We start from the raw sequence: 25,013 nt of genomic DNA, 5'->3' as shown, positions 1-25,013 counted from the left end.
ACGATGACGTCACCGACCGGTGCCGGCTCGACGCACCGAGCAGATGTCCCGATTCGCGTCATTCAGACGACACCATGCCACCCCTGCGTCGTCTACTATCTGATCGACAAAGAGGGGGCCCAGGGGTGGCATCACATCGGCGCGGCACGCACCGCGCCGTCGACAACGACGGCGGCGGTCCTCTTCGGCGACCCTCGGGCGTCGCCGGTACCTCCCTGACCCTCGCCGCACTCTCGCTCTGCACGGTGATCCCGACGGCAGTCGCGTCGATCAACGCCACCACCCTGGTCCACGCCCTCGCCGCACCCGCCACCGTCCAGGTCGCGGCACAGGCGCACACCACATCGCTGCTCCCGAATCAGCCCCCGCAGGTTGCCGTCGGTCACCCCACGCGGGGAATTCTCGCGGCTTCCCCGGCCGCCGCCGACACCCTCTTCACACGAGACCTGCCCGTCGCCGGCGCTCCTCGGACCCTGGTCATCGACCATCCGCAGTCGATCGGTCCCATCATCGCCAGCGGCCCCCGAACCCGCGCCGTACTGTCCACCGAGTTCGACGACGAGACCAAAGAACGAGCGGTGCAACAGAACCTGGCGGTCATGACCGTCATCGCCGGCCTGGATGCGAACAGCCCCTTCGTCGTCTACACCGGCGACGCCCAGGGTTCCGGCGGACCCGGCGTACCCGATGGTGGCACCAGCCTGACGCCTCCGCCCCCGACCGACACCGATGGACCGGTCATCGTCCTGGTGTCGGATCCGCGGGGGCCGTGGAGCATTCGGGCCTGGCTCGAGACCATCCCGCTCGTCTCCGCGCTCCTGAAGTCGCTGGGTCGGGGCAGCGTCCCCCCGAGAACCGAACGGCCCGTCGAGACACCTCGCACCGACCCGGACACCCGCGGCGAACCGGACGCCGCCGAACCACCCCGCGGCCGGCCCATCGAGCCGAACACGGAGACCCGCGACATCGAGACCCGCTCCGACGCGGGCACCGATGCCGAGCCACCCCGGGACTCCGGAGAACCACGGCGCGTGGATCGAGAGACCCGGCCGGACACCGACGTCGACGGCGGTACGGATACGCCGACCGAGCGCGAGGACAGCGCGAACCCCGGCGACAATCCGCACGCAGGTGAGCAGGTCGACGACAACCGGCCCGAGCAGCCCGGCAGCCCGGGATCGGTCGACCCGGCGGAAGGCGGCGATCCCGGATCGGGCGATGCCGACTCCGAATCGAGCGACCGCTCCGGTGACGACAGTTCCGGCAGCGAGTCGGCGGAGTCCACCGCCTAGGCGTCGTGGGCGCTCAGCCGAACACGCACGCGAGTGGCCCGGCCGAACCCGGCGACAACGGCGAGGCGAGCATCACCGGCCCCTGAGCCATGAATCTCGGTGCCTCGCCCCGGTGTTCGTCAGCCGCGTGCACGGTGAACGGATGGACCACGTAGACGTCGCCGGGACTGCCGGTCGCGAAGGCAACGGGCCGATCGCGGCTCGCCGCCTCGAGTGACGGGCCGACGTCGAACGGACTCCGACCCTCGTCGTCGAGCACGTCGACGGCGTCGAGGTGTGATCCCACCCGGATGCGGGTCGGTGCGTCGGTGGGCCCGATCTCGGAGAGCACGGTCAGGACCAGCACGGTGTGGGACTGTCGGCTCACCACCCACGTTCCGTCGTCACGCGGGGTGTTGGCGTCGATGTGCCAGCCGCGGTCATCGACGGTCGGCGGCACCGGGAAGCGGACCGGGATGTTGCCCAACGCTCCCCGCGGTGTCCAGCCGCCGACGCCACAGATCACATCGAGCGCCTCGGTCAGCTCCGGACTGTTCGCCAGCGCTCCGAACGGGCCGGCACCCAGCAGATCCGACGCCCAGCGCACGGGTTCCGTCCAGCCCGCGGGATCGTCCTCCGAAAGCCCCAACTGTGCCCACAGACCCGCCCGTGCGCGGTCTGCCGCGCCCCGCAGCGACGGACGCTCGATCTTGACAAAGCCGTTCTCGACGAAGGCCTCGGCGATGGAAGGGTCCAGATCGGTCACCGTCGCAGCGTCGCATCATTCGGGTCGCCGTGCGACCCCTTTTCGACGACTTCACGCCAGATACCCGTCACTGACGCGAGAAGGACACGGCTGCAGCGCTTCTCGACACCATCAGCGGAGCGCTTGGTCGATCAGGGCTTCCGCGGCGGCACGCGCGTCGTCGGCGGCCCGCACCGAACCGGCTATCGCCGCCGTCGTCTGCGCACCTTCGGCGAGGATGGAGAGTTGAGCGCCGAGCCCGTCGGGCGCACCCAACTCGGCCACCAGACCCGCGACGTACCGCTGGAAGTCCGCCTTCTGCGCTCGGACCGCCGCGGCGACCGACGGCATCTCGGCCCCGAGTTCACCGTAGGCGTTGATGAACGCGCAGCCACGGAACTCGTCGGTGCCGAACCACTCGAGCAGGAAGTCGAACACGGCGAGCAACTTCTCCCGCGGCGACGACAGCCCATCCGCACAGGCGGCGATCCCGGCATTCCACTGCCGGGTCCGGTCCTCGAGAACGGCGAGGATCAGTGCCTCCTTCGAGGGGAACATCGAGTAGATCTTCTTCAGCGACACCCCGGCGGCATCGCGGACCTTGTCCATCCCGACCGCGTGGACGCCGTGCGCGTTGAACAACTGGTCAGCGGCGCGGACCACCCGCTCGTGCGGATCCACTGCGTCGGTCACCTCGAAGACTCCTCTGCTACCGATTCCCGGCTACGGGTTGCGCGGGGAACGATCGTTCTCTAGTGTAGCAACCACCGGCGAGAACGAACGTTCTCCCGCACGCCGTATCCGATACCGATCCCGATCGGGTCGCCTCATCAGAGAGAAGTGATCGCAATGGGTTACATCACCGTCGGCACCGAGAACTCCACCGACATCGAGCTGTACTACGAAGACCACGGCACCGGTCAGGCCGTCGTGCTGATCCACGGCTACCCACTCGACGGCAACAGCTGGGAGCTGCAGGCGCGCGAGCTCATCGACGCCGGCTACCGCGTGATCACCTACGACCGTCGCGGATTCGGACAGTCCAGCAAGGTCGGCACCGGCTACCACTACGACACCTTCGCCGCGGACCTCAACACCGTGCTGGAGACACTCGACCTCCGCGACGTCATCCTCGTCGGATTCTCCATGGGCACCGGCGAACTCGCCCGCTACGCCAAAAACCATGGCACGGACCGCATCGCGAAGTTCGCGTTCCTGGCCTCGCTCGAGCCGTTCCTGGTCAAGACCGACGACAACCCCGAAGGCGTCGACCGTTCGGTCTTCGACGGCATCGCCGCAGCCGCCAAGGAGAACCGCTACGCCTGGTACACCCAGTTCTACAAGGACTTCTACAACCTCGACGACAACCTCGGCACCCGCATCACCCAGGAGGTCGTGGACGCGAACTGGAACACCGCCGTCGGCAGCGCACCGGTGGCCGCCTACGCGGTCGTCCCCACCTGGATCGAGGACTTCCGCGACGACGTTGCCGCGGTTCGCGACTCGGGCAAGCCGACGCTGATCCTGCACGGCACGGCGGACAACATCCTGCCGATCGACGCCAGCGGACGCCGTTTCCACCAGGCCGTCCCGGACGCCGACTACGTCGAGATCCCCGACGCCCCCCACGGCCTGCTCTGGACCCACGCCGCCGAGGTGAACGAGGCGCTGTTGGGGTTCGTCCAGAAGTGAGCGCCCCGGGTGGGTTCACCCGGTGAGCACACCCCGTGGAACAGGACGGCCGCCGGATGGTTTCCCATCCGGCGGCCGTTCGTCGTCGGGCTCCTATCGAGCGTCGCCCTCGACCGGCGCCGCATCCTCGGCGGTCTCGTCGGACGCCTCTGCGTCGTTGTTGTCGGCGAGGGGGTCATAACCCGGCACACCCTCGAGAACCGTCAGTTCCTGATCGATGGCAGCCGAGACGGCCTTGGCATCTTCCTTGATCTTGCGGATGAAGTCCGACATCGCCTGCTCCTCGCTCATCGTCGACGATCGCGGCTCGCGACCGTGGTCTCATGATAGGTCCCGACCCGTGTCACCTCCGGTGATCACATCCGGGCACCGCCCGATCAGTCTCGGAACATCGCCTCGTACGACGACGCCAGAGCTGGATGGTAGGCATCCCACTCGACGCCGGCGACGCCACGACCGGCCTCGGCTGCGACCAGCCGGTCCAGGTAGTACTCCCACCCGGGCCCGACGTTCTCGGCCGAGTCCGGCCGCGGCAACCCCTGCGCGAACGTCAGCGTGGTGGTGCCGTCGGTTTCGGCCAGATCGAGCTCCAGGCGCCAGACGTCGTCGACCCCGTCGCCGCCGGGCGACGCCGACTCGACGACGAGCCGGCGCGGCGGATCGCACTCCAGGATCGAGAACCGCTCGGACTCCACGTCCTCCCCTTCCGCGGTCATCCGGAATTCGACGACACCGTCGGCCGGATCGCCCGCCCACGTGCCGATCCAGCGTTCGAGTCGCGACGGCTCGGTGATCGCCGCCCACACAGCATCGATCGGCGCGGCGAAGGTGCGCTCGAGTACGACGTGGGCCACACCGTCCCGAATCTCTCGACGGCCCGTGGCCGTGACGTCGGCGCTCATCCTGTCTCCTTCTGTCGACTGACGGAATCGACCTGTGTCCGCGCGGAATCGAGTGGTTCGCCATCGGCGTCGACCGAACCCCGTTCGCGAACGGTGCGTCGGACCTCGAGGTCGAGCGCGTCGAGATGACGGCTGTCGAATCTCGGCCGGACGTCCGCCGAGGCCGCAGCCTGGTCCACGACCGGCGAGTCCAGGGCGTCGAGCCACCCCCGGACCGCGGACAACGCACCGGGCGTGAGTTCGTGGTGTCGCTCGCGGCCGTGGTCGACAGCCGTCGTGAGGCCTGCCTCGCCCAGCACACGCAGATGACGGGAGATCGCCGGCCGGCTGATCGCATGGTCGGCGGCGAGGTCGACGACGCGAGCCGGCCCGCGAGCGAGGCGCTCGATCAGCGCACGACGCACGGGGTCGGCAATCGCCTCGAACTCATCCACTCTTCATTGGTAACACATCAGTTACCAATGGGGCCAGCGTGCCTGCCTCTCACTGGGCTCGGACCGGGCGTGCGAGCGCCAGTCCGATCCGCGCGACCATGTCGTCGACCGCGAACTTCGGCTTCACGTTCATGTCGAGCGCCTCCCGGCACGCGAGCACGGCCTCGACACACTGCAGCAGTTGCTCGGGCTCGGCGTAGCCGGCGAGCGGGTTCGCGATGTCCTCGGCCTTGTCCGGATGCATCGCGGTGACCTGGGCGCCGACGCCGACCACGAGTGCGTCGCGGAACAGCGCCGCGAGGTCGACCAGAGCGCGGTCGAGGACGTCGCGTCCGACGCGGGTGGCGCGCGACTTCTGCCGCTTCTCCAGTTCTTTGAGCGCGCCGGCACTGCCGCGCGGCATCCGCGCGGTGCCCTTGCCGGTGCCGCCCGCGCCGAGCGCGGTCTTCATCTCGTCGGTCTCGGCCGAGTCGAGTTCGGCGCTGATCGCCTTGGCGGCCTCGTCGGCCGACCGGACCAACTCCTCGGCGGCGGCGTAGGCCGTCGAGTCCCGAGCGGCGGCACGCGCCAGCCCGAGGGCCTTCTCCCGTTGCGAGCGCGCCTCCGGGTCGGTCGCCAGGCGGCGCGCACGTCCGATGTGTCCGCCGCACACCGACGCCGCCCACCTCGCCTGCTCCGGGTCGAGGCCGTCTCGCTCGACGAGGACCCGCTCGATGTCGGCGGTCGTCGGCGTGACGAGTGCGACGTGCCGGCAGCGCGAGCGCAGGGTCACCGAGATGTCCTCGGGATCGACCGACGGCGCACACAGCAGGAAGACCGTTCGTGACGGAGGCTCCTCGACGACCTTCAGCAGCGCGTTCGCGGCCTGCTCGGTGAGCCGGTCGGCATCCTCCACGATGACGATCTGCCAGCGCCCCGTCCCCGGACGGCGAGCGGCGGCCTGGACGATGTCGCGCATGGCCCCCACGGCGAGACTCAACCCCTCCGGCACCACATGGCGGACATCGGCGTGGGTCTTGGCCATCACGGTGACGCAGGCGCGGCATTCGCCGCAGCCGATGTTCGCGGCGTCGGGCGATTGGCACTGCAGGGCCGCGGCGAAGCACTGCGCGGCCACCGACCGACCGCTGCCCGGCGGCCCGGTGAACAACCACGAATGGGTCATCGACGCCCGCGACCATCCCGCATCGACGGCCGGGATCTCGTCGTCGGCGAGGAACAGGTCGGTCGAGGACCCCGCGTCGAGCCTCGCCGCCAGAACCCGTGCGGCGCGCGCGGCCGCCCGCAGATCGTCGGCAATGGCCTCTTGCCCGGTCAGCCGATCGAAGACATTTGTCACAGCAACACCCTAATCCGCAGTTCGGACACGCCTGAGACACGGAACCGTGTTTAACGATTGCAAGCAGCCAGCTACCGTGGACTCCGTGGTTCAACAACGGTCGCGGTGGTCAAAGGGCCTGCATCTGGCCCGATGGCTGATTCATACGCCGTGGCCGATTCTCGCGCTCGACATGCTGCGGGCGAATCTCGTCGGCGCACTGTTCACCTTCGCGTTCCTGCGCTTCGGCATGCCGATCCAGGATTCGATCAGCCTCGACGAGATCACCGCGCTGAACCAGGTCATCTTCGCGGCCTACCTGCTGATCGCAATGGTGATCGGCGGCTTCGCCAGCATCCAGCTGTCACTACCGGTGCTCATCTGGCATCGGCGTCGCACCCGCCTCGACAACGAGGCCGCACGACGCCGCGCCCTCGCGCTACCGATGCTGCTGACCGCGGTCAACGCCGCGCTGTGGATCGTCGGCGGCACGCTGTTCACGCTGGTCAACCTGACCGTGTCGTCGAAGAACGCCTTCATCGTCGCGATCGCGAGCACGATCGGCGCGATGGTCACGTGCGCGCTGAGCTATATGCAGGCGGAGAAGGTCATGCGACCCATCACCGTCGCGGCCATGGCCAACAACCCCGACAACGCGATCGCCCCCAGCGTCACCACCCGCATCACCGCGTTCTGGGTGATCAGCGTCGTGGCGCCGATGCTGGTCATCATCGGGATGATCGTGCTGCACCGGCTGGGGATCATCGAGGCCGACTCCACCGGTCTGGAACGCCCGATCCTGTGGATGGCCATCTCCGCGCTCGCGTTCAGCGTGATCGCCATCGTGCGCGTCGTGGCCGCCATCAACGACCCGATCAAGCAACTGCGGCGCGCGCAGTCCAAGGTCAGCGAGGGCGACCTCAACGTCGCGGTGAAGATCTACGACGGCAGTGATCTCGGCCTGCTGCAGGCCGGATTCAACGACATGGTCGCCGACCTGCGCGAACGGCAGCAGCTCCGCAATCTGTTCGGCCGCTACGTCGGCGAGGACGTCGCGCGCCGCGCGATCGAGACCGGCACCGAACTCGGTGGCGAGGAGCGCTACGTCGGCGTCCTGTTCGTCGACATCGTCGGCTCGACGCGGCTGGCGGTGAACCGGCCACCCCGCGAGATCGTCGAACTCCTCAACGAGTTCTTCCGCGTCGTCGTCGGCGTCGTCGGACGCCACGGCGGGTTCGTCAACAAGTTCCAGGGCGACGCGGCGCTCGCGATCTTCGGGGCGCCGCTCGACCTCGACGACTTCGCCGGCCGGGCGCTCGCATCGGCGCGGGAGCTGCGTGCCGAGCTCTACGAGACCCTGGGCGACACCGACATCGGCATCGGGGTGTCGGCCGGCAAGGCCATCGCCGGTCACATCGGTGCCGAACAGCGACTCGAGTACACCGTCATCGGCGACCCGGTCAACGAGGCGGCCCGCCTGACCGAACTCGCCAAAGACGAGCCCACCCGAGTCCTCGGGTCGGCGCGCGCCGTGTTCCTGGCGTCGCACGAGGAAGCCGAGCACTGGGAGATCGGCGAGGGCGTCGAACTCCGCGGCCGCGGGATCGAGACGCTCCTCGCCCGCCCGCACCTCGAGCCGGACCGGCAGGACTGAGCGACCTCCGACACCGGCGGACAGCTCTACGAGACGGACTCCGGTAACCGCAGATCACACGGTTCTTCGCCCAGGGACCAGCGGCTCTGCGGTGGTCCTACTCGGCGTCCGGGGTCGCCTTCTTCGCCGCGGTCTTCTTGGCTGTCGTCTTCTTCGTCGCGGTCTTCTTGGCGGTCGTCTTCTTGGCCGCGGTCTTCTTGGCGGTCGTCTTCTTCGCCGCGGCCTTCTTGGCCGGTGCCTTCTTCGCCGCCTTCTTGGTGGCCTTCTTGGCCGGACCGCGTGCCCGACGATCGGCGAGCAACTCCATCGCTCGCTCCGGCGTGATCGAGGCGACCTCGTCGCCCTTGCGCAGGCTGGCGTTGGTCTCGCCGTCGGTCACATACGGTCCGAAGCGGCCGTCCTTGATGACCATCGGCTTGCCGCTGACCTCGTCGTCCTTGCCGAGCTCACGCAGCGGCGGTGCGGCGGCCTGTCGACCGCGGCGCTTGGGCTCGGAGTAGATCTTCAACGCCTCGTCGAGGGTGATCTCGAAAAGCTGCTCCTCGGAACCGAGCGACCGCGAGTCCGATCCCTTCTTGAGGTACGGGCCGTACCGGCCGTTCTGCGCGGTGATCTCGTCGCCGGACTCCGGGTCGACGCCGACGACACGCGGCAGCGACAGCAGCTTCAGGGCATCGTCGAGGGTGACCGTCGAGATGTCCATCGTCTTGAACAGCGAGCCCGTGCGCGGCTTGGGTCCGGCCTTCTTCGCAGCCTTCTTCGCGGTCTTCTTGGCCGCCGGCTTCGTCTTCGTCGCCGTGCCGCCGCCCGGCGCGTCGAGCGGGACGACGTCGCCGTCGGCGGAGTCGGAACCGCCTGTGCCACCGCCGGCCCCGCCGTCGCGCGGGGTCGGGCCCGCGGGGATGGTCGCCGGGGTGTCACCGTCGTCGTCATCGTCGTCCGACGGCAGGATCTCGGTCACATAGGGACCGAATCGGCCCTCCTTGGCGACGATCTCGTGACCCGTCGCCGGATCCGTTCCCAGCGAACGACCCTCTTGCGGTGTCGCGAAGAGCTTTTCGGCGACCGCCAGCGTCAGCTCGTCCGGGGTGATGTCGGCGGGCAGGTTGGCACGCTGCAGGTCCGGCTCGGCGTCGGGCGACGTGGCGACATTGCGCTCGAGGTACGGACCGAATCGGCCGACCCGCACGTAGATCGGTCGCCCTTCCTCGTCGTTGAACAGCCGGATGGAGTTGACCTGCCGGGCGTCGATCTCCTCGAGGTTGACGCCGACGAGCTTCTTCAGTCCGCCGTGCTGCGCGATCGCCGAATGGGCGGAACGGATCTCGCCGTCCGCGCCGGGATGGGTGTCGCCGAAGTAGAAGTCCGTCAACCACTTCGTCCGGTTCTCGTTGCCGTTCGCGATCTGGTCCAGGTCGTCTTCGAGGGTCGCGGTGAAGTCGTAGTCGACGAGACTCTGGAAGTACGCCTCGAGCAGACCGACGACCGCGAAGGCGATCCACGACGGCACGAGGGCGTTGCCCTTCTTCACCACGTAACCGCGGTCCTGGATGGTGCCGATGATCGAGGCATAGGTCGACGGGCGGCCGATCCCGAGCTCTTCGAGCACCTTGACCAGCGACGCCTCGGTGAAGCGCGCGGGCGGGTTGGTGGAGTGGCCGTCGGCGGTCAGATCGGTCGCGGTGAGGGACTGTCCCTCGGTCAGCTGCGGGAGCCGGTTCTCGGCGTCGTCGGCCTGGCCGCCGCTCAGCTCGTCGACCGTCTCGACATACGCCGACAGGAAGCCGGGGAAGGTGATCGTCCGGCCCGACGCGGCGAACGTGCAGCGCTCACCTCCGGTTCGATTCGTCCCGCTCGCTTCGCTCCCGGCGACGGGAGACGCGGTGCCGGCGATCCGCAGGCTCAGCGTCGTGCCCTTGGCGTCGGCCATCTGCGAGGCGACGGTGCGCTGCCAGATCAGTTCGTACAGGCGGAACTCGTCGGCCTCGAGCTGCCCGGCGACCTGGCCCGGGGTGCGGAAGGTCTCGCCGGCGGGCCGGATGGCCTCGTGCGCCTCCTGGGCGTTCTTGACCTTGCGTGTGTACTGACGTGGCGTCGGATGGACGAAACTGTCGCCGTAGAGCTCGCGGGCCTGTGCGCGTGCGGCGTTGATCGCCGACTCGCTCAGACTCGTCGAGTCGGTACGCATGTAGGTGATGAAGCCGTTCTCGTACAGCCGCTGCGCGATCCGCATCGTGCGGTCCGAGGTGAACCGCAGCTTGCGGCCGGCTTCCTGCTGCAGCGTCGAGGTCATGAAGGGTGCGTACGGCCGGCGCGTGTACGGCTTCTCCTCGACCGAGGTGACGGTCATCGCCGCGCCCCGCAGACCCGCCGCCAGGCTCTCGGCGCGGTCGGCGTCGAGCACGATCACCCCGTCGGACTTCTTCAGCGCACCCGTGGACTCGAAGTCGCGTCCCGTGGCGACCCGCGCCTCGTCGACGTTGACCAGGCGCGCCTTGAACGTCTGCGGGTTGGCGTCGTCCGCCGTTTCCGCGCTCGCGTCCATCATCGCCGAGATGTCCCAGTACTCGGCCGACACGAACGCCATCCGTTCGCGTTCGCGCTCGACGATGATGCGCGTGGCCACCGACTGCACGCGGCCCGCCGACAGCTTCGGCATGACCTTCTTCCACAGCACCGGCGACACCTCGTAGCCGTACAGGCGGTCGAGGATGCGGCGGGTCTCCTGGGCGTCGACCAGGTCGATGTCGAGGTCTCGCGGATTCTCGGCGGCCGCGCGAATGGCCGGCTCGGTGATCTCGTGGAACACCATGCGCTTGACCGGGATCTTCGGCTTCAGTGTCTCGAGGAGATGCCAGGCGATCGCCTCCCCCTCGCGGTCACCGTCGGTGGCGAGGTAGAGCTCGTCGACGTCCTTCATCAGGGACTTGAGTTCGCTGACGGTCGCCTTCTTGTCCGGGGACACCACGTACAGCGGCTCGAAGTTCTCGTCGACGTTCACCCCGAGACGGGCCCAGGGCTGGCCCTTGTACTTGGCCGGCACGTCGGCGGCACCGCGCGGGAGGTCGCGGATGTGCCCGCGGGAGGACTCCACCACATAGTTCGACCCGAGGTACCCGGCGATCTTGCGGGCCTTGGTCGGCGACTCGACGATCACGAGGCGTCGGGTAGCCCCGCTCGAGCGGGATGCGGTGCTGGTCTCTGCCACCGGGGCGTCCTTTGGTTGACTGGGTGGAGAACGTTCCTGCGTGTCAGTTCAGGTGTGTTCGTTGGGTTTGTACCTTATGTATAGCGCCGTTTGCACATTTGAATTCCGCGCCGGACCCGAACAGACGTCGGATCCGCCGGCACATTGACACGTTGTACCAGTTCAGAGGCTCGAGTGTGGGATGGCTAATGCTCGTCGACCGGAGGCCAGTCGGCGACGGCCTCCGCGCAGGGCGGCACCCCGACGTACTCGTGCAGCCGGGACAGTCGCCGATGGCCCGCGATCCGCAGTGCCGGCGAGTGCCCGCGCGTACCGACCAGGGTCGGGGCTATCCCGACACGCATCAGCGCGGTCGCGAGCGCGGCGTGCGACTCCGGGGCATGCGGGTCCAATCCGAGCTGGTAGCGACCGGCATCCGAATGACCTGCGGCGATCACCCACAGGCGCAGCGCCCGGTAGCTCGGGACCCAGCCGGACGGCATCGCCTTCACCGCTCCCGCCGACCACGCCTTGTGCAGCGGGTCCAGTTCGTGGCAGGAGGCGGTGCGCGCCAGCGGGGTGCCCTCGTCCGACGTCGTCGACTCGGCGTCGAGGCCGGCCGCGCGCATCTCGACGACGATCTGCTCGGCCCGCCAGCGGTCGGCGACCACGATCGACACCCGCGTACCGGTTTCGGATCGGACGGACTGTCCGTGCGCCGCGAGCAGCCCCGCGAGGTCGGCGTACGCGGGCTGTTCGGTCTCCGCAGAGAAAAACGACAACTGGCCCACGAGTCGAGACTAGTGGTGTGTCTCGGAAATAGGTGGCCGGTTTCCGGTGGAGTCATCGGGGGATCCGGCGCGACGACGGCGCGCGGGACGCCGAACTCCGGCGAACCAGGGGGCACTGACAACAAACCGCTCCCGCCTCGACGAATCGAAACGGGAGCGGTGGTTTGCCCCGACTGCGTGGTGCAGTCACACGCGGGTGTTCTCAGACGGCGCGGACACCGGTGGCCTGCGGCCCCTTGGTGCCCTGTCCGACCTCGAACTCGACCCGCTGGTTCTCCTCGAGGGTGCGGAAACCGGCTCCCTGGATCTCGGAATAGTGGACGAACACGTCGTCGGAACCCTCATCAGGCGCGATGAAGCCGAAGCCCTTTTCCGCGTTGAACCACTTCACAGTTCCCTGTGCCATTCTTGCAATCCTTTACATATCAACTGTCGCGACACGATGGGTCATCGTGTCGTGGCCGGTCGACCGCCATACCTCAAAGAGCCCCGCGAAGATCTGCATCGATCCGCCAAACTAACCTCAGTACCACGGCTGCAACATGCTTGTCGCCCACCGAGCGGTGGGTCGCGAAAGCTGCGGCCGGAACCAGTCAATCATGTTCGGCCGCCCAGCGATAGTCACACGAACCAAAGTGAGTCAAAACCTCGTCAAACTTCAGATCAACGACATCAGCCGGTAACATCGGCGCAGGTCAGGAGACCTGTCGCCGCGACACTATTTCGAAGAGTTCTCACCAGAAGATGCAGTACTCCACATTCGGGACAGGGCTGCTGGCCCGGACCCTCGCGGGTTCCGACGCCGACCCCTCCCCACTCACGCACCTGTCGGTAATCCCGTCGCGCTCAGCATCTTTCGACGACTGGCCGGACTGGGTGCCGCAACCCCTGATCGACGCATACGCCGACAACGGCATCGAGAAGGTGTGGACTCACCAGGCGCGCGCGGCCGACGCCGCATTCCGCGGAAATCATGTCGCTATTTGTACGGGCACCGCGTCAGGCAAATCGATGTCGTATCAAATGCCTATTCTCACTGCTTTGCTGAACGAAAAGAATGCGACCGCGCTATACCTCGCGCCGACAAAAGCACTCGGCGCCGACCAGATCCGGGCGGTGTCGTCGATCATCGCCGGACGACCGGAGTTCGGTCACCTGCAACCGTGCGCGTACGACGGCGACACCGATCCCGAGATCCGGCAGTGGGCCCGCGCGCATTCGCGCTGGATCTTCACCAACCCGGACATGTTGCACATCGGCATTCTCTCCCACCATCACCGGTGGCGGCAGTTCTTCCGGCATCTCCGCTTCATCGTCGTCGACGAATGTCACCACTACCGTGGGGTGTTCGGCTCCCACACCGCGCTGGTGATGCGACGGCTGCTGCGGATAGCCCGGGCCGCAGGCGCAGACCCGATCGTCATCGGGGCCAGCGCGACGGTCGCCGAGCCGGCCGAGGCGCTGGGACGGCTGATCGGCGAACCGGCGGTCGCGGTGACCGACGACGCGTCTCCGCGCGGTGAGCGGACCGTCGCCCTGTGGGAGCCCGACTTCCTCCCGGTGGTCACCGGCGAGAACGGCGCACCCGTCCGCCGCTCGGCCGGAGCCGAATCCGCCCGTCTGCTTGCCGATTTCGTGGTGGAAGGCGCCCGCACGCTGTGCTTCGCCCGCAGCCGCCGCGGTGTGGAGCTGACGGCCCTCAGCGCGCGACACCTGTTGTCGCAGAGTGCCCCCGAGCTCGAGTCCCGGATCGGGGCCTACCGCGCCGGCTATCTGGCCGACGACCGCCGGCGTCTCGAGAAGGCCATCTCCGACGGTGAGCTGCTCGGCGTGGCCACCACCAACGCGCTCGAACTCGGCGTCGACATCAGCGGACTCGACGCGGTGATCGTCAGCGGGTATCCCGGCACGGTCGCCTCGTTCTGGCAGCAGGCCGGACGTGCGGGACGCCAGCGCGAGTCCGGCGACTCGCTCGTCGTGCTCGTCGCACGCGACGATCCACTCGACACCTACCTCGTGCACCATCCCGAGTCGCTGCTCGGCAAACCCGTCGAGGCCACGGTCACCGACCCCGCCAACCCGTACATCCTCGGCCCGCACCTGCTGTGCGCTGCGATGGAGAAGCCGCTGTCGGACAAGGAGATCGACGCCTGGAACGCGCGCGACGTGGCGCACGACCTGGCCGCCGAAGGCCTCCTCCGCAAGCGCAAGTCCGGGTGGTACGTCACCGCCGGTACCGAACCCCACGCCGACGTCGACATCCGCGGCGGCATCGGCGGTCAGGTCCTCATCGTCGACACCACGACGTCGCAGCTGCTCGGTACGGTCGACACCGGTCGGGCGATGTCCACGGTGCACCCCGGCGCCGTCCACATCCACCAGGGCGAGACCTATCTCGTCGACGAGCTCGATCTCGACGACGGCCTGGCGCTGGCTCATCCGGAGGACCCGGACTGGACGACGTCGGCGCGGGAGACGACCGACATCACCGTGACCGCGACCCTCGCGAGCCGGCGACTCGGTCCGCTGACGGTCGCGTTCGTCGAGGTCGACGTCACGCACCAGGTCGTCGGGTATCTACGCACGTTGCGGACCGGCGAGGTGCTCGACGCCGTCGAACTCGACATGCCCGAACAGACGCTGAACACCCGCGCCGTGATGTACACCCTCACGCCGGAATCGCTCGCCGACGCCGGCATCGACGAGACCCGGCTCCCCGGTTCCCTTCACGCCGCCGAGCATGCGGCCATCGGCCTCCTCCCCCTGGTGGCGACCTGCGACCGGTGGGACATCGGCGGACTCTCCACCGACCTCCACCCGGACACCGGACTGCCGACGGTCTTCGTCTACGACGGCTACATGGGCGGTGCCGGTTTCGCCGAACGAGGCCATTCGGCCTTCCTGACCTGGATCGACGCCACCCGGGACGCGGTGGCCAGCTGCGGTTGCGAGAGCGGCTGCCCGTCCTGCGTCCAGAGTCCCAAATGCGGTAACGGTAACGATCCGCTGGACAAGAATGGTGCAGTAGCCGTCCTGGATCTTCTCCGTCGGGAATACTTGGCCCATGCATGACGAGGCATCCGACCGGGGGATCCACACGTACCGTCAGGTCACCCGCCCCTCCCGTGCCTTCTTCCTGCTCGCCCGGCCGACGCAGAACACCGACCAGTTGCCGTCCTCGATCGGCGAACGCGACGTGTTCTTCTCCGAAGAGGAGGCACTCGACGCCCTGGACCTCCATTACGCCTGGTGTGCTGCCCGGTCCGGTGGCTTCACCGACGTCGTGACCACGGCGCAGTGGTACCTCCAGACGGCGATGGTCGGACCACGGGTGACCGCGTCCCTCGGGGAGGTCTACCTGGCGTCCGCCGATGCCCACTCCGGTGAGATCTGGGCCGCAGCAGGGGGTTTCCTCACCGAGGGCGAGCTCATCCACTGGTCGTCGTTCGTCCGGGCGGCCCGGTCGTGGATCCCGATGAACACCGGCACCGATGCCCTCGAGCTCGCCTACCGCGGTGACACGGATGTGCACTTTCACCAATTGTGGTTCGCTCCCATGCAATCCATCCGTGTGTATCCGAAGCGGATCTCCGTCGATTCGGACGGACTCGGGTAGATCCGCCCCGGCGGCGTCAGCCGACCGGTCCCGCCCGCGCCTGTGCGATGGCGTCGTTCGTCCCGAAGTTCCCGAGTTCGACCGGCACCCGCACCGTCACCACCACGTCGTCCCCGTCGATACGACACCCGACGAGTTCTGCCCCGGACCGTTGGCGCGCGGCCAGGTCTTGCGCCGCCGCACACGGATTCACCTCGCCGGCAACGTGGGCGATCGCCGCGGCCAGTGCCGACAGATCGGCGGCCGACTGCGCCTGGTGGCGGGCGAGCACCGCGCCGCCGACGTAGATCACCATCACGAGGACGGCGGCGAATGCCGCGATCACGAATGCGCCCAGGACCGTCGAGTGGCCGGTGTCGTCGGCGAGAAGCCCCCGGCCGGGCGTCATGGTCCGACCCCCGACGCGAACACCACCTGATCCGCACCTGCCGGCTCCTTCGCCGCCACCGCCCGTGCCGACATCGTCAGACCGGGCAGCATCGCCACCTCCGACCTGACCTCGACGACGACATGCTCGTCGGAGAACGAGATCGACACGTGTGCAGCGTCGCCGACGAGCTGCCGGGCGGCCTCTCGCGCCGAGGCATCCCCCGCGGCGGACAGTCGCGCCACCTCGCGTGCCGCGTCGGTGCATCGGATCTGCGTGGTCACCGCGGCGATGGCGCCGACCGCGATCAGCACCGTGACGACGATCGCGGCGATCGCGTACGCTGCCTCGACGGTCACCATCCCCGACTCGTCGCCGGCCAAGCGTCGCAATCGATGTGACCGGAGCATCAGCCGACCGAGGTGTTGAGCGCCTTCCCGATGATGCCGGTCAACGCGCTCACGATGTTGTCACCTGTCACGACTGTGTAGAGGATCGCACCGAACGCGGCGGCGGCGATCGTCCCGATCGCGTACTCGGCGGTCGACATCCCTTCCTCGTCGACCATGAGGCGAGTCAGGTGTGCGCCGAGGCGTCCGAACACGTCACCTCGGCTGTGCACCGCGGCCGCCGGTTCGTCGTCGTTGGTCCGGAAGATGGTGCGTGACATGGTCTCTCCTGGGAGTCGATGGAACCGCGGGAAGGCTGGTGCGGTAGCAGTTGCGGTGTTGCAGTACTTGGACGCACCGCGTGCCGGTTCGGATCCATCGGATTCTCGAGACCACGCCGAGCCCGGACCGGACCCGGATGACGGCTGCCTACGAGGTCGACCACACCCCGAGTTCGTTGCCGCTCGGATCCGTGAAATGGAACCGACGGCCGCCGGGAAAAGCGTAGGGCCCGTTGACGATCTCGCCACCAGCGGCGCGCACCTGCTCCACCGTGGCGTCGAGGTCGTCGGAGTAGAGGAGCACGAGAGGGCCACCGCGAACGGCAGCGGTCTCGCCCGTCGCGAGACCACCGACCTCGGGTAGATCGGGACCGCCCGGATTCACGATCCCCGCGTACGCGGGCCCGTAGTCGTTGAACCGCCAACCGAACGCCGACGAGTAGAACGCCTGCGCCGCTGCGGAGTCGGTGACGGTGAGTTCGATGTAGTCGATCGCGTGGTGTCGAGAACCTGAGTCGGTCATGGACCCATTGTGCGTCCTTGCACCGACAGCGCGTCAGATTGAGCCCAGAACCGTCGAGGCGAGGCCGACGACGACCGGGACGATGCCGAGACAGATGAACGCGGGAAGGAAGCACAATCCGAGCGGGCCACTGATGGCGACACCGGCTCGCTCAGCGGCCGCCAGGGCGTCGTCGTGGGCCCGGCGCCGCACGTCTTCGGCGAGTTCGGCGAGCCCACCCGCGAGCGACGAGCCGGCCCGCGCCGACCGGCGAGCCATCGCGGCGAGCGCATCGAGATGGTCGTCCGACGTCCCGCCGCTCGACCCGTCGATCAGTGCCGACCAGGCCGCGTCCGGGTCGGCACCGAGTTGCAGCAGGTCGGCGACGTGCGCGAGGGGGCCGGCCATCGACGCCGGCGCGCGTTCGGCGACCACCGACGCCGCGGTCCCCACCGGGAGACCGGCGCGCAGGCACACGGCGAAGAGATCGAATGCCGACGCCACCGCGAACGGATCGTCGGGCGGGGGTCCGGCGCCCAGCCACCGCGGCGAGCGATCACGCGGCGGCGGCGGCCCGGTCACGCGACACAGCAACCACCGCGGCGCGGGCCAGATCCACAGCGCCACGGCGAACAGGGCCGCCGAGCAGGCGGCCGCCGAGCAGGCAGCACCCGTCATCCCGCCGGACGTCACTGCGCCAGCACCTTCCCGGTGATGCGCTCCGACCACCCGATCCCCGCGGCCACCAGGCCACACCCGACCACCAGGAGAACGCCACCCAGACCTCCACCGAGGAGTACCTGGATCGGTCCCGCACCCGTCGCCTGTCCCAGCGCGATCCCGAGCAGCGGCAGGCCGGCCAGGACCGCCGCCGTCGCGCGCGGCCCCGACAGTCCCGCCCGAGTCCGATCGGCGAAACCGCGCCGGGCCTGTAGATCCGAGCGCACCGCGCCGAGGAGGTCGACCATCGGGAGACCACGGTCGTCGGCGATCTGCCACGCCACGCCGATACGAACCCATGACCCCGCACCCGAATCGTCGCCCACCGAGGCGTCGTCCCCGGACGTCGACTCGAGCACCGAACCACCCAGTGCGGCACGACAGGCCATCGCCTCCAGGCCGTCGGCGATCTCCGATCCGGAACCCGAGTCACCGGGATCACGACGACGGAGTTCGGCGACCGCGACCTCGCAGGCCCGTACCGGCGGCGCGCCGACCGACAGTTCGGCGGTCATCAGCGACAGGGCGAGAAGGAGGTCGTCCGACCGGCGATCACGCTGCTTCTCCGCCATCCGCCGTCGGCGCACCCACAGCACGACCGTCACGACGATCGCCGCTGCGACCGCGGCCGGTATCCCGCCTGCCAGGAGCGCTCCGACCGGCACCGCCATCGGGCCCAGCATCGCCGGAGTCGACAACCGAGCAGAGAGAGCGCACCCGCACACGGCCTGAAGCCGGTCGGTCACCCGTGGCGGCGACGACACCAGCAGCGCGACAGCGGCGGCGGCCAGCACCAGCGCGATCGCGACCGGCATGGACATCACCGACGGTCCACCGACGCCGGCCCGCGGCCGGCGATCAGGGCGTCGAAGTGGCCGCGGTCCGCGGTGAAACCACTGTTGCGCAACCAGATCGGCACGATCGTCACTCGTCCGGAATCGCCTCGCCGGACGACCCCGATCTCGACCAGGCCGCGCGCCCCGCCCGCATTCCGTGCCACCCCGAGGACCACCTGCAACGCGGCGCCCAGCTGACTGTGCAGTGCGTCGCGGGCCATACCCCCCAGCGCGGCAAGCGCTTCCATCCGTGCCGGTACCTCCGACGTCGAGTTCGCATGGACCGTTCCGGCACTTCCGTCGTGGCCGGTGTTCAGCGCCGTGAGGAGGTCGATGACCTCGCCGCCGCGGACCTCCCCGACGATGATCCGGTCCGGCCTCATCCGAAGCGCCTGACGGACCAGGGTCCGCACCGGGACCTCGCCCACGCCTTCGACATTCGACGCCCGCGCGACCAGCCGTACCACCTGCGGATGGCGCGGGTCGAGCTCGAGGGCGTCCTCGACGCAGACCACCCGCTCGCGCGGATCCATGGCGCCGATCAGTGCGTTGAGCAGAGTCGTCTTCCCGGAACCGGTGCCGCCGATGACCAGGAAGGCGAGCCGGTTGCGGAGGATGTCGGCGATGACCGGCACCACCTCGGACGGGATCGCGCCACCGTCGACCAGGCTCGGCAGGTCCTTGGACGCCGAACGCAGTACCCGTAGCGAGATGCACGTCCCGTCCGCTGCGAGTGGCGGGATGATCGCGTGCAACCGCACGGTGTACCCCCGGCGTCCGACGTTCGACAACTGCCCGTCGACCCAGGGCTGCGCATCGTCGAGTCGGCGGCCGGCGCCGAGCGCGAGCCGTCCCGCGAGGCGACGTACCGACGCCTCGTCCGGAAATCGGATCGGCGTCGACTCGAGTCCGGAGCCTCGATCCACCCACACCTCGTCGGGGCCCGCGACCAGGATGTCGGCGATGTCGGGTTCGGCGAGCAGTTGCTCGAGCTTGCCCGCCCCGGTCAGCTCGGTCTGCAGGAACCGGAGCGCGGCGAGCAGGTCGGTGTCGCCGAGCACACCCCCGGCCTCCGCCCGGATCGCGTCGGCGATGACGGCCGGGCTCGGGTCGGCCGCGTCGGCGGCCAGGCGCGAGCGCACCCGGTCCAGGAGCGCCTCGTCGGTCTGCCCGTCCGTTCGTGCTCGGGTCATGATGCGAGCCGCCTGCGCTCGGCGACCCTCGTGTACACCGTTCGTGCCGCGCGCCCGAGCGGACCACGAGGGCGCGGTCGCAACGGTCCGCCTTCCAGACGCGCGGCCAGGCGAGGCTCCGGTCGGCAGGCGGCGAGCAGCGGGAGTCCGATCGCATCGGCGACCTGCTGTGGCCGCAGTCCGCCCGGCGAGGGTCCCCGCACGACGAGCTCGACGGCCACCTCGTCGCCGACGACACGATCGACGATGCGTCGGGCGGCGGCGCATCCGCCGACGGTGGGGGTGGTCACCACCACCACGACGTCGGTGGATGCGATCGCCGCCCGGACCACCGGGTTGTCCGAGCGCGGCAGATCGAGCACGACGAGATCACCGTGGGTGTGTCCCGCGTCGATCACCGCGGTGACGGCCTCGACGCTCAACCCGGCAGCCGGCAGTCGCTGTGAGGTCAGCACCGCGAGACCCTCACGCGCACTCGGCAGCGCCTGGTGGAGAGCCATACCGCCGACGACCCCGCCGTCGAGCGAGAGATCCTGCCAGCGCAGCCCGGGGCGGCGTTCGATGCCGAGCAGGAGGTCGGCACCGGTTCCCATGTCGTCGAGGTCGAGGAGGAGCGTGGGCGAGCCGGCGCCGGCCGATGTCAGCGCCACCGCGGCGGCGAGCGTGGATGCCCCGGCACCGCCATGTGCCCCGATCACGGCGACGACACCGGCCGGGCGGCGTCGAGGCACCCGGCACTCGGTCAGCACCCGGACGAGGCGCCCTTCCTCGGCCGGCAGCGTCGACGCGTCCTCGGCACCCAGGTCCATCGCCATCCGCCAGGTGTGTGCACCCGGTTCGGCGGCGCTCACCAGGACGAGGCCGGGACGGCGGGGCGGACGTACGCGGGACAGCACCTCGACCGCGGGTGGGTCCGCGACCACGGCCCGGGCCGTCAGCCATTCCCGCCGGCAGTCGTCGGCGGGGGCGACCTGCACGAGGTAGCCGGCGGCTGCCGCGCAGCGTGCGACATCGTCGCGAAGATCGGGATCCACGAGGACCAGGAGTTCGTCGGGCATGCCGATGATCATGAGGGAAGGCGGGGGATGCCGACAGGCACGATCCGACCGCCTGGGGATGGAGTCCAAGCCTGTGGACAACCGGCCGCTGCCGGCTCGTCCGCGGGGTAGAAAAGACCCCAGACAGAGGACAACCCCGGCCAGGGGGGGAGGAGGCCGGGGTCGTCACGTTTCAGCCCCGGGGGGTCGGGCTGAAACGTGACGGTATGAGAACCGGGTACCGATGACTATACACACGGATTCGGATTCTTTGCAAGCACAACAATCCCATTCGCGAATGTCCGTTCTACTCCCCGGTAACAACACGAGCAAATGCACGTTCCGCTGTGGGGCGTTATCCGACAAACGCCTTTTCGACACAGAAAACGCGCAACGTCATTGCAACGTTGCCCCCCTGGACGACGGGCCCTATCGGCGCGCCTCAGGCCCTGATTCCACCGCCAGGCTCGACAAATCACCTGCGCCTCAACACATTTCGGCAGAATCTGGAAATCGGGCAACATTCCGGCACGGAACGCTTGATGTGATCGGCATCACGGTGTAGAACAGTGGTTACGGAAACTCGGAAGGCCAAGTTCGATCCGGAAGAGAAGGAACGGACCCCCACGCCGAGCACTTCCCAGCACGGGCGGCAAGCACCCACGCGGAGCACGCCGCATATGGCAAAAGTGTTGTGCGCCTGCGACATCACAGTCAGGACAACCGACCGCCACCACTCGTTGCGCCACGCCTTCCTCTCTTGAGGCGCCAGGCCCGGGAGGAATGGCCCACAGCTGGCAGCACGTGGACGGTCCGCAATCCCGACTCGCGATCAATCGCCGAGGCGGTAACCACAACCCACCAAGCACGCTTGGTAACTTGAGTCCGTGCTACGCGGGCGGCAACCGCGTCGTTTACGACGCCGGCGGCCGCCCGCAGTGCTGTCCGGGGCGGGTTCGCCACCCCTGGGCGCTACCCCGCCCGTGCCGCGTCGGCGATCGACTTCGCCTCCGCCGCACCGGCTTCCAAGGCCTCGCAACAGAAGACGATCCAGTCCCGCAGGCCCGATTCGGTACCGGCTCCGAAGTTCGTCGCCAAGGTGCGGTACTCGCCGACCCGCTTGAACCAGGTCACCTCCGGCACACCGAGGCAGTGCGGGTCCAGACCGGTCGCGGCGCCGACGAGGCGGGACGCGGCACGGGCGACGATGCCGTTGGCGGTCGGGAAGGCGTTCACGGCCAGCAGCTCCCCGTGGACCACCGCGACGAGCACAGGCGCCGGGACCGAGGTCGCACCGGTTGTCAACTGCCCCAACAAGTTGAGACGTTCGCTGACATCCGTCCCACTTCGCGGGCGCCCCAACGTCTCGGGGTCGTCGACGAGGTCTGCGGCAGCGAGGGTGTGCAACCGCGCCAGGGCCTGCGCGGGCGCCCGCCGGATCACCGCGGTCAGCGTGACCAGGGAGTCCCCGTCGAGTGCCTGCGACACCCGCATCGCACCCGCGAGGATCGGGTCGTCGAAGTCGCCGTCACGCCGGAGCTCGACGCTTCCACCGTCGATGGCAGCCGAGGACCTACCCGCCCGCCACGAGGCCTCGGTGGCGGTCTTGTCCCATCCGCGCAGGTTGGCGGGGTGCCGGTGGACTGCCGACAGGGCATCACGTGCGCGGTCGGACGCAGCGGCGACGCCGGGGAGCTCCAGCAGGGGCAACAGTGGGTCGGTGGTCACGAACCGACGATAGTTGTGTCGGCGACACCGTCCTCGGGTCACCCTCGGTTGCCCGACCACGACGACACCCGCCGCCGGAAGCTCTCGATGAATAGGGAATACCGATCGGCCATTGTTAGTCGCCGTTGTGTGATTCGGAAACGGTTATTGTTCCTATCGCGCGGCCAGTGGCCCCATCGAAGCGAACCGTCTCGATCGGTCGGTGGCCGACCACCGGCCTGCGGCCGACCGTTCGTCGTCGCTCAACAGCCGTTCATCGCGTATCGGTTGCGTTCGCATACCGGACGGTTCCTGGCATGACGCCGACGTGACTACGCTCACACTGTTTCCCCGTACTGACGTCGGGTCACCTTACTGTTGAGTGACCGCCGTCGACAGCGAAAGGCCCTTCTCACCGATGTCCTCCACCGTCCAGGCATTCCCACCTTCCGACGAGTTCGCCGCCCAGGCCAACGGCACGGCCGAGATGTACGACCATGCCGATGCCGATCGCCTCGAGTTCTGGGCCGAACAGGCCCGGAGGCTGGACTGGGCCACCGACTTCACCACCACCCTCGACTGGTCCGACGCACCCTTCGCCAAGTGGTTCGTCGGCGGCCGCCTCAACGTGGCCGTCAACTGCGTGGACCGTCACGTCGCCGCAGGTAAGGGCGACCGGGTCGCCATCCACTGGGTCGGAGAACCCGGCGACACCCGCGACCTCACCTACAGCCAGTTACTCGCCGAGGTCAGCAAGGCGGCCAACTACTTCTCGTCGATCGGACTGGTCGCCGGCGACCGCGTCGCCATCTACATGCCGATGGTGCCCGAGGCCCTGATCTCGATGCTCGCCTGCGCCCGCCTCGGACTGACCCATTCGGTGGTCTTCGCCGGCTTCTCCTCGGGCGCGCTGCGCTCGCGCGTCGACGACGCCGAGGCCAAGCTCGTGATCACCACCGACGGCCAGTACCGCCGCGGCCAGCCGGCACCGCTGAAGACGCAGGTCGACGAAGCGCTCGGCACCGGCGAGGACGCCGCGAAGTCGGTCGAGAAGGTCCTGGTCGTGCGTCGGACCAACCACGACCCCGACCTGAACTGGGTCGAAGGCCGCGACGTGTGGTGGGAAGACACCGTCGACGAGCAGTCCGACACCCACGAGGCCGAGGCGTTCGACGCCGAGCACCCGCTGTTCCTGCTCTACACCTCGGGGACCACCGGCAAGCCCAAGGGCATCGTCCACTCCTCGGGCGGCTACCTCACCCAGGTCAGCTACTCGTTCCACTACGTGTTCGACCACAAGGAAGGCCGCGACGTCTTCTGGTGCGGTGCCGACATCGGCTGGGTGACCGGCCACTCCTACCTCGTGTACGGCCCGCTCTCCAACGGCGCGACCGAAGTCGTCTACGAGGGAACCCCCAACTCCCCCAACGAGCACCGTCACTTCGAGATCATCCAGAAGTACGGCGTCACCATCTACTACATCGCGCCGACGCTGATCCGCACCTTCATGAAGTGGGGCCGCGAGATCCCCGACGCCCACGATCTGTCCAGCATTCGTCTGCTCGGCAGCGTCGGCGAACCGATCAACCCCGAGGCCTGGAAGTGGTATCGCGAGGTCATCGGCGGCGACTCCGCGCCCATCGTCGACACCTGGTGGCAGACCGAGACCGGCGCCATCATGATCTCGCCGCTGCCCGGGGTCACCGCGACCAAGCCCGGATCGGCGATGAAGCCCCTGCCCGGCATCAGCGCCAACATCGTCGACGACCAGGGCAACCCGGTCGGCGCGGGTGAGCAGGGCTACCTCGTGCTCGACCAGCCGTGGCCGTCGATGCTGCGCGGCATCTGGGGCGACGACGAGCGCTTCCGCGAGACGTACTGGTCACGCTTCGCCGAGCAGGGCTGGTACTTCGCCGGCGACGGCGCCCGCTACGACGAGGACCACGCCCTCTGGGTCCTCGGACGCGTCGACGACGTCATGAACGTCTCCGGCCACCGCATCTCCACCGCCGAGGTCGAGTCCGCACTCGTCGGGCACTCCGGTGTCGCCGAAGCCGCGGTCATCGGCGCCGCCGACGAGACCACCGGCCAGGGCATCGTCGCTTTCGTCATCCTGCGCGAGGGTGTGGCGAACACCGGTGACCAGTTGATCGCCGAACTGCGCCAGCAGGTGTCGGTGGAGATCTCGCCGATCGCCAAACCCCGCGAGATCAACGTCGTACCCGAACTGCCCAAGACGCGCTCGGGCAAGATCATGCGCCGCCTGCTCAAGGACGTCGCCGAAGGACGCGAACTCGGCGACACCTCCACCCTCGTCGACCCCTCGGTCTTCGAGGCGATCCGCGCGAAGAAGGCGTAACCACCCTCCCGC

Annotated in this window: 24 protein-coding genes; 6 read left to right on the top strand and 18 right to left on the bottom strand. The window is 68.7% G+C overall.

Going from position 1 to position 25,013, the window contains the following annotated elements:
• Positions 1-125 precede the first annotated feature (125 nt).
• Positions 126-1,292 carry a hypothetical protein gene (locus CA982_RS01705; protein WP_086533582.1) on the top strand — a complete coding sequence of 389 codons (1,167 nt, stop codon included), beginning with the start codon at positions 126-128 and terminating at the stop codon, positions 1,290-1,292.
• A 13-nt stretch (positions 1,293-1,305) separates the two neighbouring features.
• Here CA982_RS01705 and CA982_RS01700 read toward each other — a convergent pair whose 3' ends face one another.
• The gene (locus tag CA982_RS01700; protein ID WP_086533581.1) at positions 1,306-2,037 is read right to left on the bottom strand and encodes a phytanoyl-CoA dioxygenase family protein; all 732 of its coding nucleotides are present in this window, start codon (positions 2,035-2,037) and stop codon (positions 1,306-1,308) included.
• Positions 2,038-2,148: 111 nt separating this feature from the next.
• The gene (locus CA982_RS01695; RefSeq protein ID WP_086533580.1) at positions 2,149-2,709 is read right to left on the bottom strand and encodes a TetR/AcrR family transcriptional regulator; all 561 of its coding nucleotides are present in this window, start codon (positions 2,707-2,709) and stop codon (positions 2,149-2,151) included.
• 156 nt (positions 2,710-2,865) lie between these two features.
• Here CA982_RS01695 and CA982_RS01690 point away from each other — a divergent pair, with 156 nt between their 5' ends.
• A complete protein-coding gene (locus CA982_RS01690; protein WP_086533641.1) occupies positions 2,866-3,708 on the top strand; it encodes an alpha/beta fold hydrolase in 843 nt (280 codons plus the stop codon).
• 93 nt (positions 3,709-3,801) lie between these two features.
• Here the strand turns inward: CA982_RS01690 and CA982_RS01685 are convergent, their stop codons facing one another.
• The 4 genes from CA982_RS01685 to CA982_RS01670 all read right to left on the bottom strand — a co-directional run bounded on the left by CA982_RS01685 (position 3,802) and on the right by CA982_RS01670 (position 6,383).
• Positions 3,802-3,981 (bottom strand): hypothetical protein, encoded by a 180-nt coding sequence (locus tag CA982_RS01685; RefSeq protein WP_086533640.1) that lies wholly within the window; start codon positions 3,979-3,981, stop codon positions 3,802-3,804.
• 104 nt (positions 3,982-4,085) lie between these two features.
• Positions 4,086-4,610 (bottom strand): SRPBCC family protein, encoded by a 525-nt coding sequence (locus CA982_RS01680; protein WP_086533579.1) that lies wholly within the window; start codon positions 4,608-4,610, stop codon positions 4,086-4,088.
• The gene (locus tag CA982_RS01675) at positions 4,607-5,044 is read right to left on the bottom strand and encodes an ArsR/SmtB family transcription factor (protein ID WP_086533578.1); all 438 of its coding nucleotides are present in this window, start codon (positions 5,042-5,044) and stop codon (positions 4,607-4,609) included. The genes CA982_RS01680 and CA982_RS01675 overlap by 4 nt, the downstream gene beginning before the upstream one ends.
• A 49-nt stretch (positions 5,045-5,093) precedes the next feature.
• The gene (locus CA982_RS01670; protein ID WP_086533577.1) at positions 5,094-6,383 is read right to left on the bottom strand and encodes a DNA polymerase III subunit delta'; all 1,290 of its coding nucleotides are present in this window, start codon (positions 6,381-6,383) and stop codon (positions 5,094-5,096) included.
• Between the two features lie 172 nt (positions 6,384-6,555).
• Here CA982_RS01670 and CA982_RS01665 point away from each other — a divergent pair, with 172 nt between their 5' ends.
• Positions 6,556-8,016, top strand: coding sequence for an adenylate/guanylate cyclase domain-containing protein (locus CA982_RS01665; RefSeq protein WP_086533639.1), 1,461 nt, complete (start codon positions 6,556-6,558; stop codon positions 8,014-8,016).
• Between the two features lie 97 nt (positions 8,017-8,113).
• Here the strand turns inward: CA982_RS01665 and topA are convergent, their stop codons facing one another.
• The 3 genes from topA to CA982_RS01650 all read right to left on the bottom strand — a co-directional run bounded on the left by topA (position 8,114) and on the right by CA982_RS01650 (position 12,400).
• Positions 8,114-11,224 (bottom strand): type I DNA topoisomerase, encoded by a 3,111-nt coding sequence (gene topA, locus CA982_RS01660; protein ID WP_086533576.1) that lies wholly within the window; start codon positions 11,222-11,224, stop codon positions 8,114-8,116.
• Between the two features lie 185 nt (positions 11,225-11,409).
• Positions 11,410-11,994, bottom strand: a complete 585-nt coding sequence (locus tag CA982_RS01655) for a hypothetical protein (protein ID WP_086533575.1) — start codon at positions 11,992-11,994, stop codon at positions 11,410-11,412.
• Positions 11,995-12,196: 202 nt separating this feature from the next.
• Complete coding sequence (locus CA982_RS01650) at positions 12,197-12,400, bottom strand: cold-shock protein (RefSeq protein ID WP_006359048.1); 204 nt, start codon at positions 12,398-12,400, stop codon at positions 12,197-12,199.
• A 338-nt stretch (positions 12,401-12,738) separates the two neighbouring features.
• On the opposite strand from CA982_RS01650, the gene CA982_RS01645 reads away from it, so the two are divergent.
• Together CA982_RS01645 and CA982_RS01640 are read left to right on the top strand one after the other, a co-directional pair.
• Entirely contained in the window at positions 12,739-15,066 is a 2,328-nt protein-coding gene (locus CA982_RS01645) for a DEAD/DEAH box helicase (protein WP_086533574.1), read from the top strand.
• On the top strand, positions 15,059-15,610 hold the full coding sequence (locus CA982_RS01640) for a hypothetical protein (RefSeq protein ID WP_086533573.1): 552 nt from the start codon (positions 15,059-15,061) through the stop codon (positions 15,608-15,610). Before CA982_RS01645 ends, CA982_RS01640 begins: the two co-directional genes overlap by 8 nt.
• Before the next feature lie 16 nt (positions 15,611-15,626).
• On the opposite strand, the gene CA982_RS01635 is transcribed toward CA982_RS01640, so the two are convergent.
• From CA982_RS01635 to CA982_RS01595, 9 genes are all read right to left on the bottom strand, one after another.
• Positions 15,627-15,998 carry an Rv3654c family TadE-like protein gene (locus CA982_RS01635; protein WP_086533572.1) on the bottom strand — a complete coding sequence of 124 codons (372 nt, stop codon included), beginning with the start codon at positions 15,996-15,998 and terminating at the stop codon, positions 15,627-15,629.
• On the bottom strand, positions 15,995-16,387 hold the full coding sequence (locus tag CA982_RS01630) for a TadE family type IV pilus minor pilin (protein WP_208617851.1): 393 nt from the start codon (positions 16,385-16,387) through the stop codon (positions 15,995-15,997). Before CA982_RS01630 ends, CA982_RS01635 begins: the two co-directional genes overlap by 4 nt.
• Positions 16,387-16,647: a DUF4244 domain-containing protein gene (locus CA982_RS26645; protein ID WP_167383312.1), complete on the bottom strand. Its 261-nt coding sequence runs from the start codon at positions 16,645-16,647 to the stop codon at positions 16,387-16,389. The genes CA982_RS01630 and CA982_RS26645 overlap by 1 nt, the downstream gene beginning before the upstream one ends.
• A gap of 148 nt (positions 16,648-16,795) precedes the next feature.
• Positions 16,796-17,170, bottom strand: a complete 375-nt coding sequence (locus CA982_RS01620; protein ID WP_086533570.1) for a VOC family protein — start codon at positions 17,168-17,170, stop codon at positions 16,796-16,798.
• Positions 17,171-17,203: 33 nt separating this feature from the next.
• The gene (locus tag CA982_RS01615; RefSeq protein WP_086533569.1) at positions 17,204-17,827 is read right to left on the bottom strand and encodes a type II secretion system F family protein; all 624 of its coding nucleotides are present in this window, start codon (positions 17,825-17,827) and stop codon (positions 17,204-17,206) included.
• Positions 17,828-17,838: 11 nt separating this feature from the next.
• A complete protein-coding gene (locus CA982_RS01610; protein WP_086533568.1) occupies positions 17,839-18,690 on the bottom strand; it encodes a type II secretion system F family protein in 852 nt (283 codons plus the stop codon).
• Positions 18,690-19,898, bottom strand: coding sequence for a TadA family conjugal transfer-associated ATPase (locus CA982_RS01605; RefSeq protein WP_086533567.1), 1,209 nt, complete (start codon positions 19,896-19,898; stop codon positions 18,690-18,692). The genes CA982_RS01610 and CA982_RS01605 overlap by 1 nt, the downstream gene beginning before the upstream one ends.
• Entirely contained in the window at positions 19,895-20,956 is a 1,062-nt protein-coding gene (ssd, locus tag CA982_RS01600) for a septum site-determining protein Ssd (protein WP_086533637.1), read from the bottom strand. The genes CA982_RS01605 and ssd overlap by 4 nt, the downstream gene beginning before the upstream one ends.
• 951 nt (positions 20,957-21,907) lie before the next feature.
• Complete coding sequence (locus tag CA982_RS01595) at positions 21,908-22,663, bottom strand: oxidoreductase (RefSeq protein ID WP_086533566.1); 756 nt, start codon at positions 22,661-22,663, stop codon at positions 21,908-21,910.
• Positions 22,664-23,060: 397 nt separating this feature from the next.
• Here CA982_RS01595 and acs point away from each other — a divergent pair, with 397 nt between their 5' ends.
• The gene (gene acs, locus CA982_RS01590) at positions 23,061-25,001 is read left to right on the top strand and encodes an acetate--CoA ligase (protein ID WP_086533565.1); all 1,941 of its coding nucleotides are present in this window, start codon (positions 23,061-23,063) and stop codon (positions 24,999-25,001) included.
• The last annotated feature ends 12 nt before the right edge of the window (positions 25,002-25,013 follow it).

Source organism: Gordonia lacunae, assembly GCF_002149015.1.
Classification (GTDB): Bacteria; Actinomycetota; Actinomycetes; order Mycobacteriales; family Mycobacteriaceae; genus Gordonia; species Gordonia lacunae.
The sequence above is the reverse complement of the archived record's forward strand: the minus strand, read 5'-3'. Positions and strand labels throughout refer to the sequence as shown.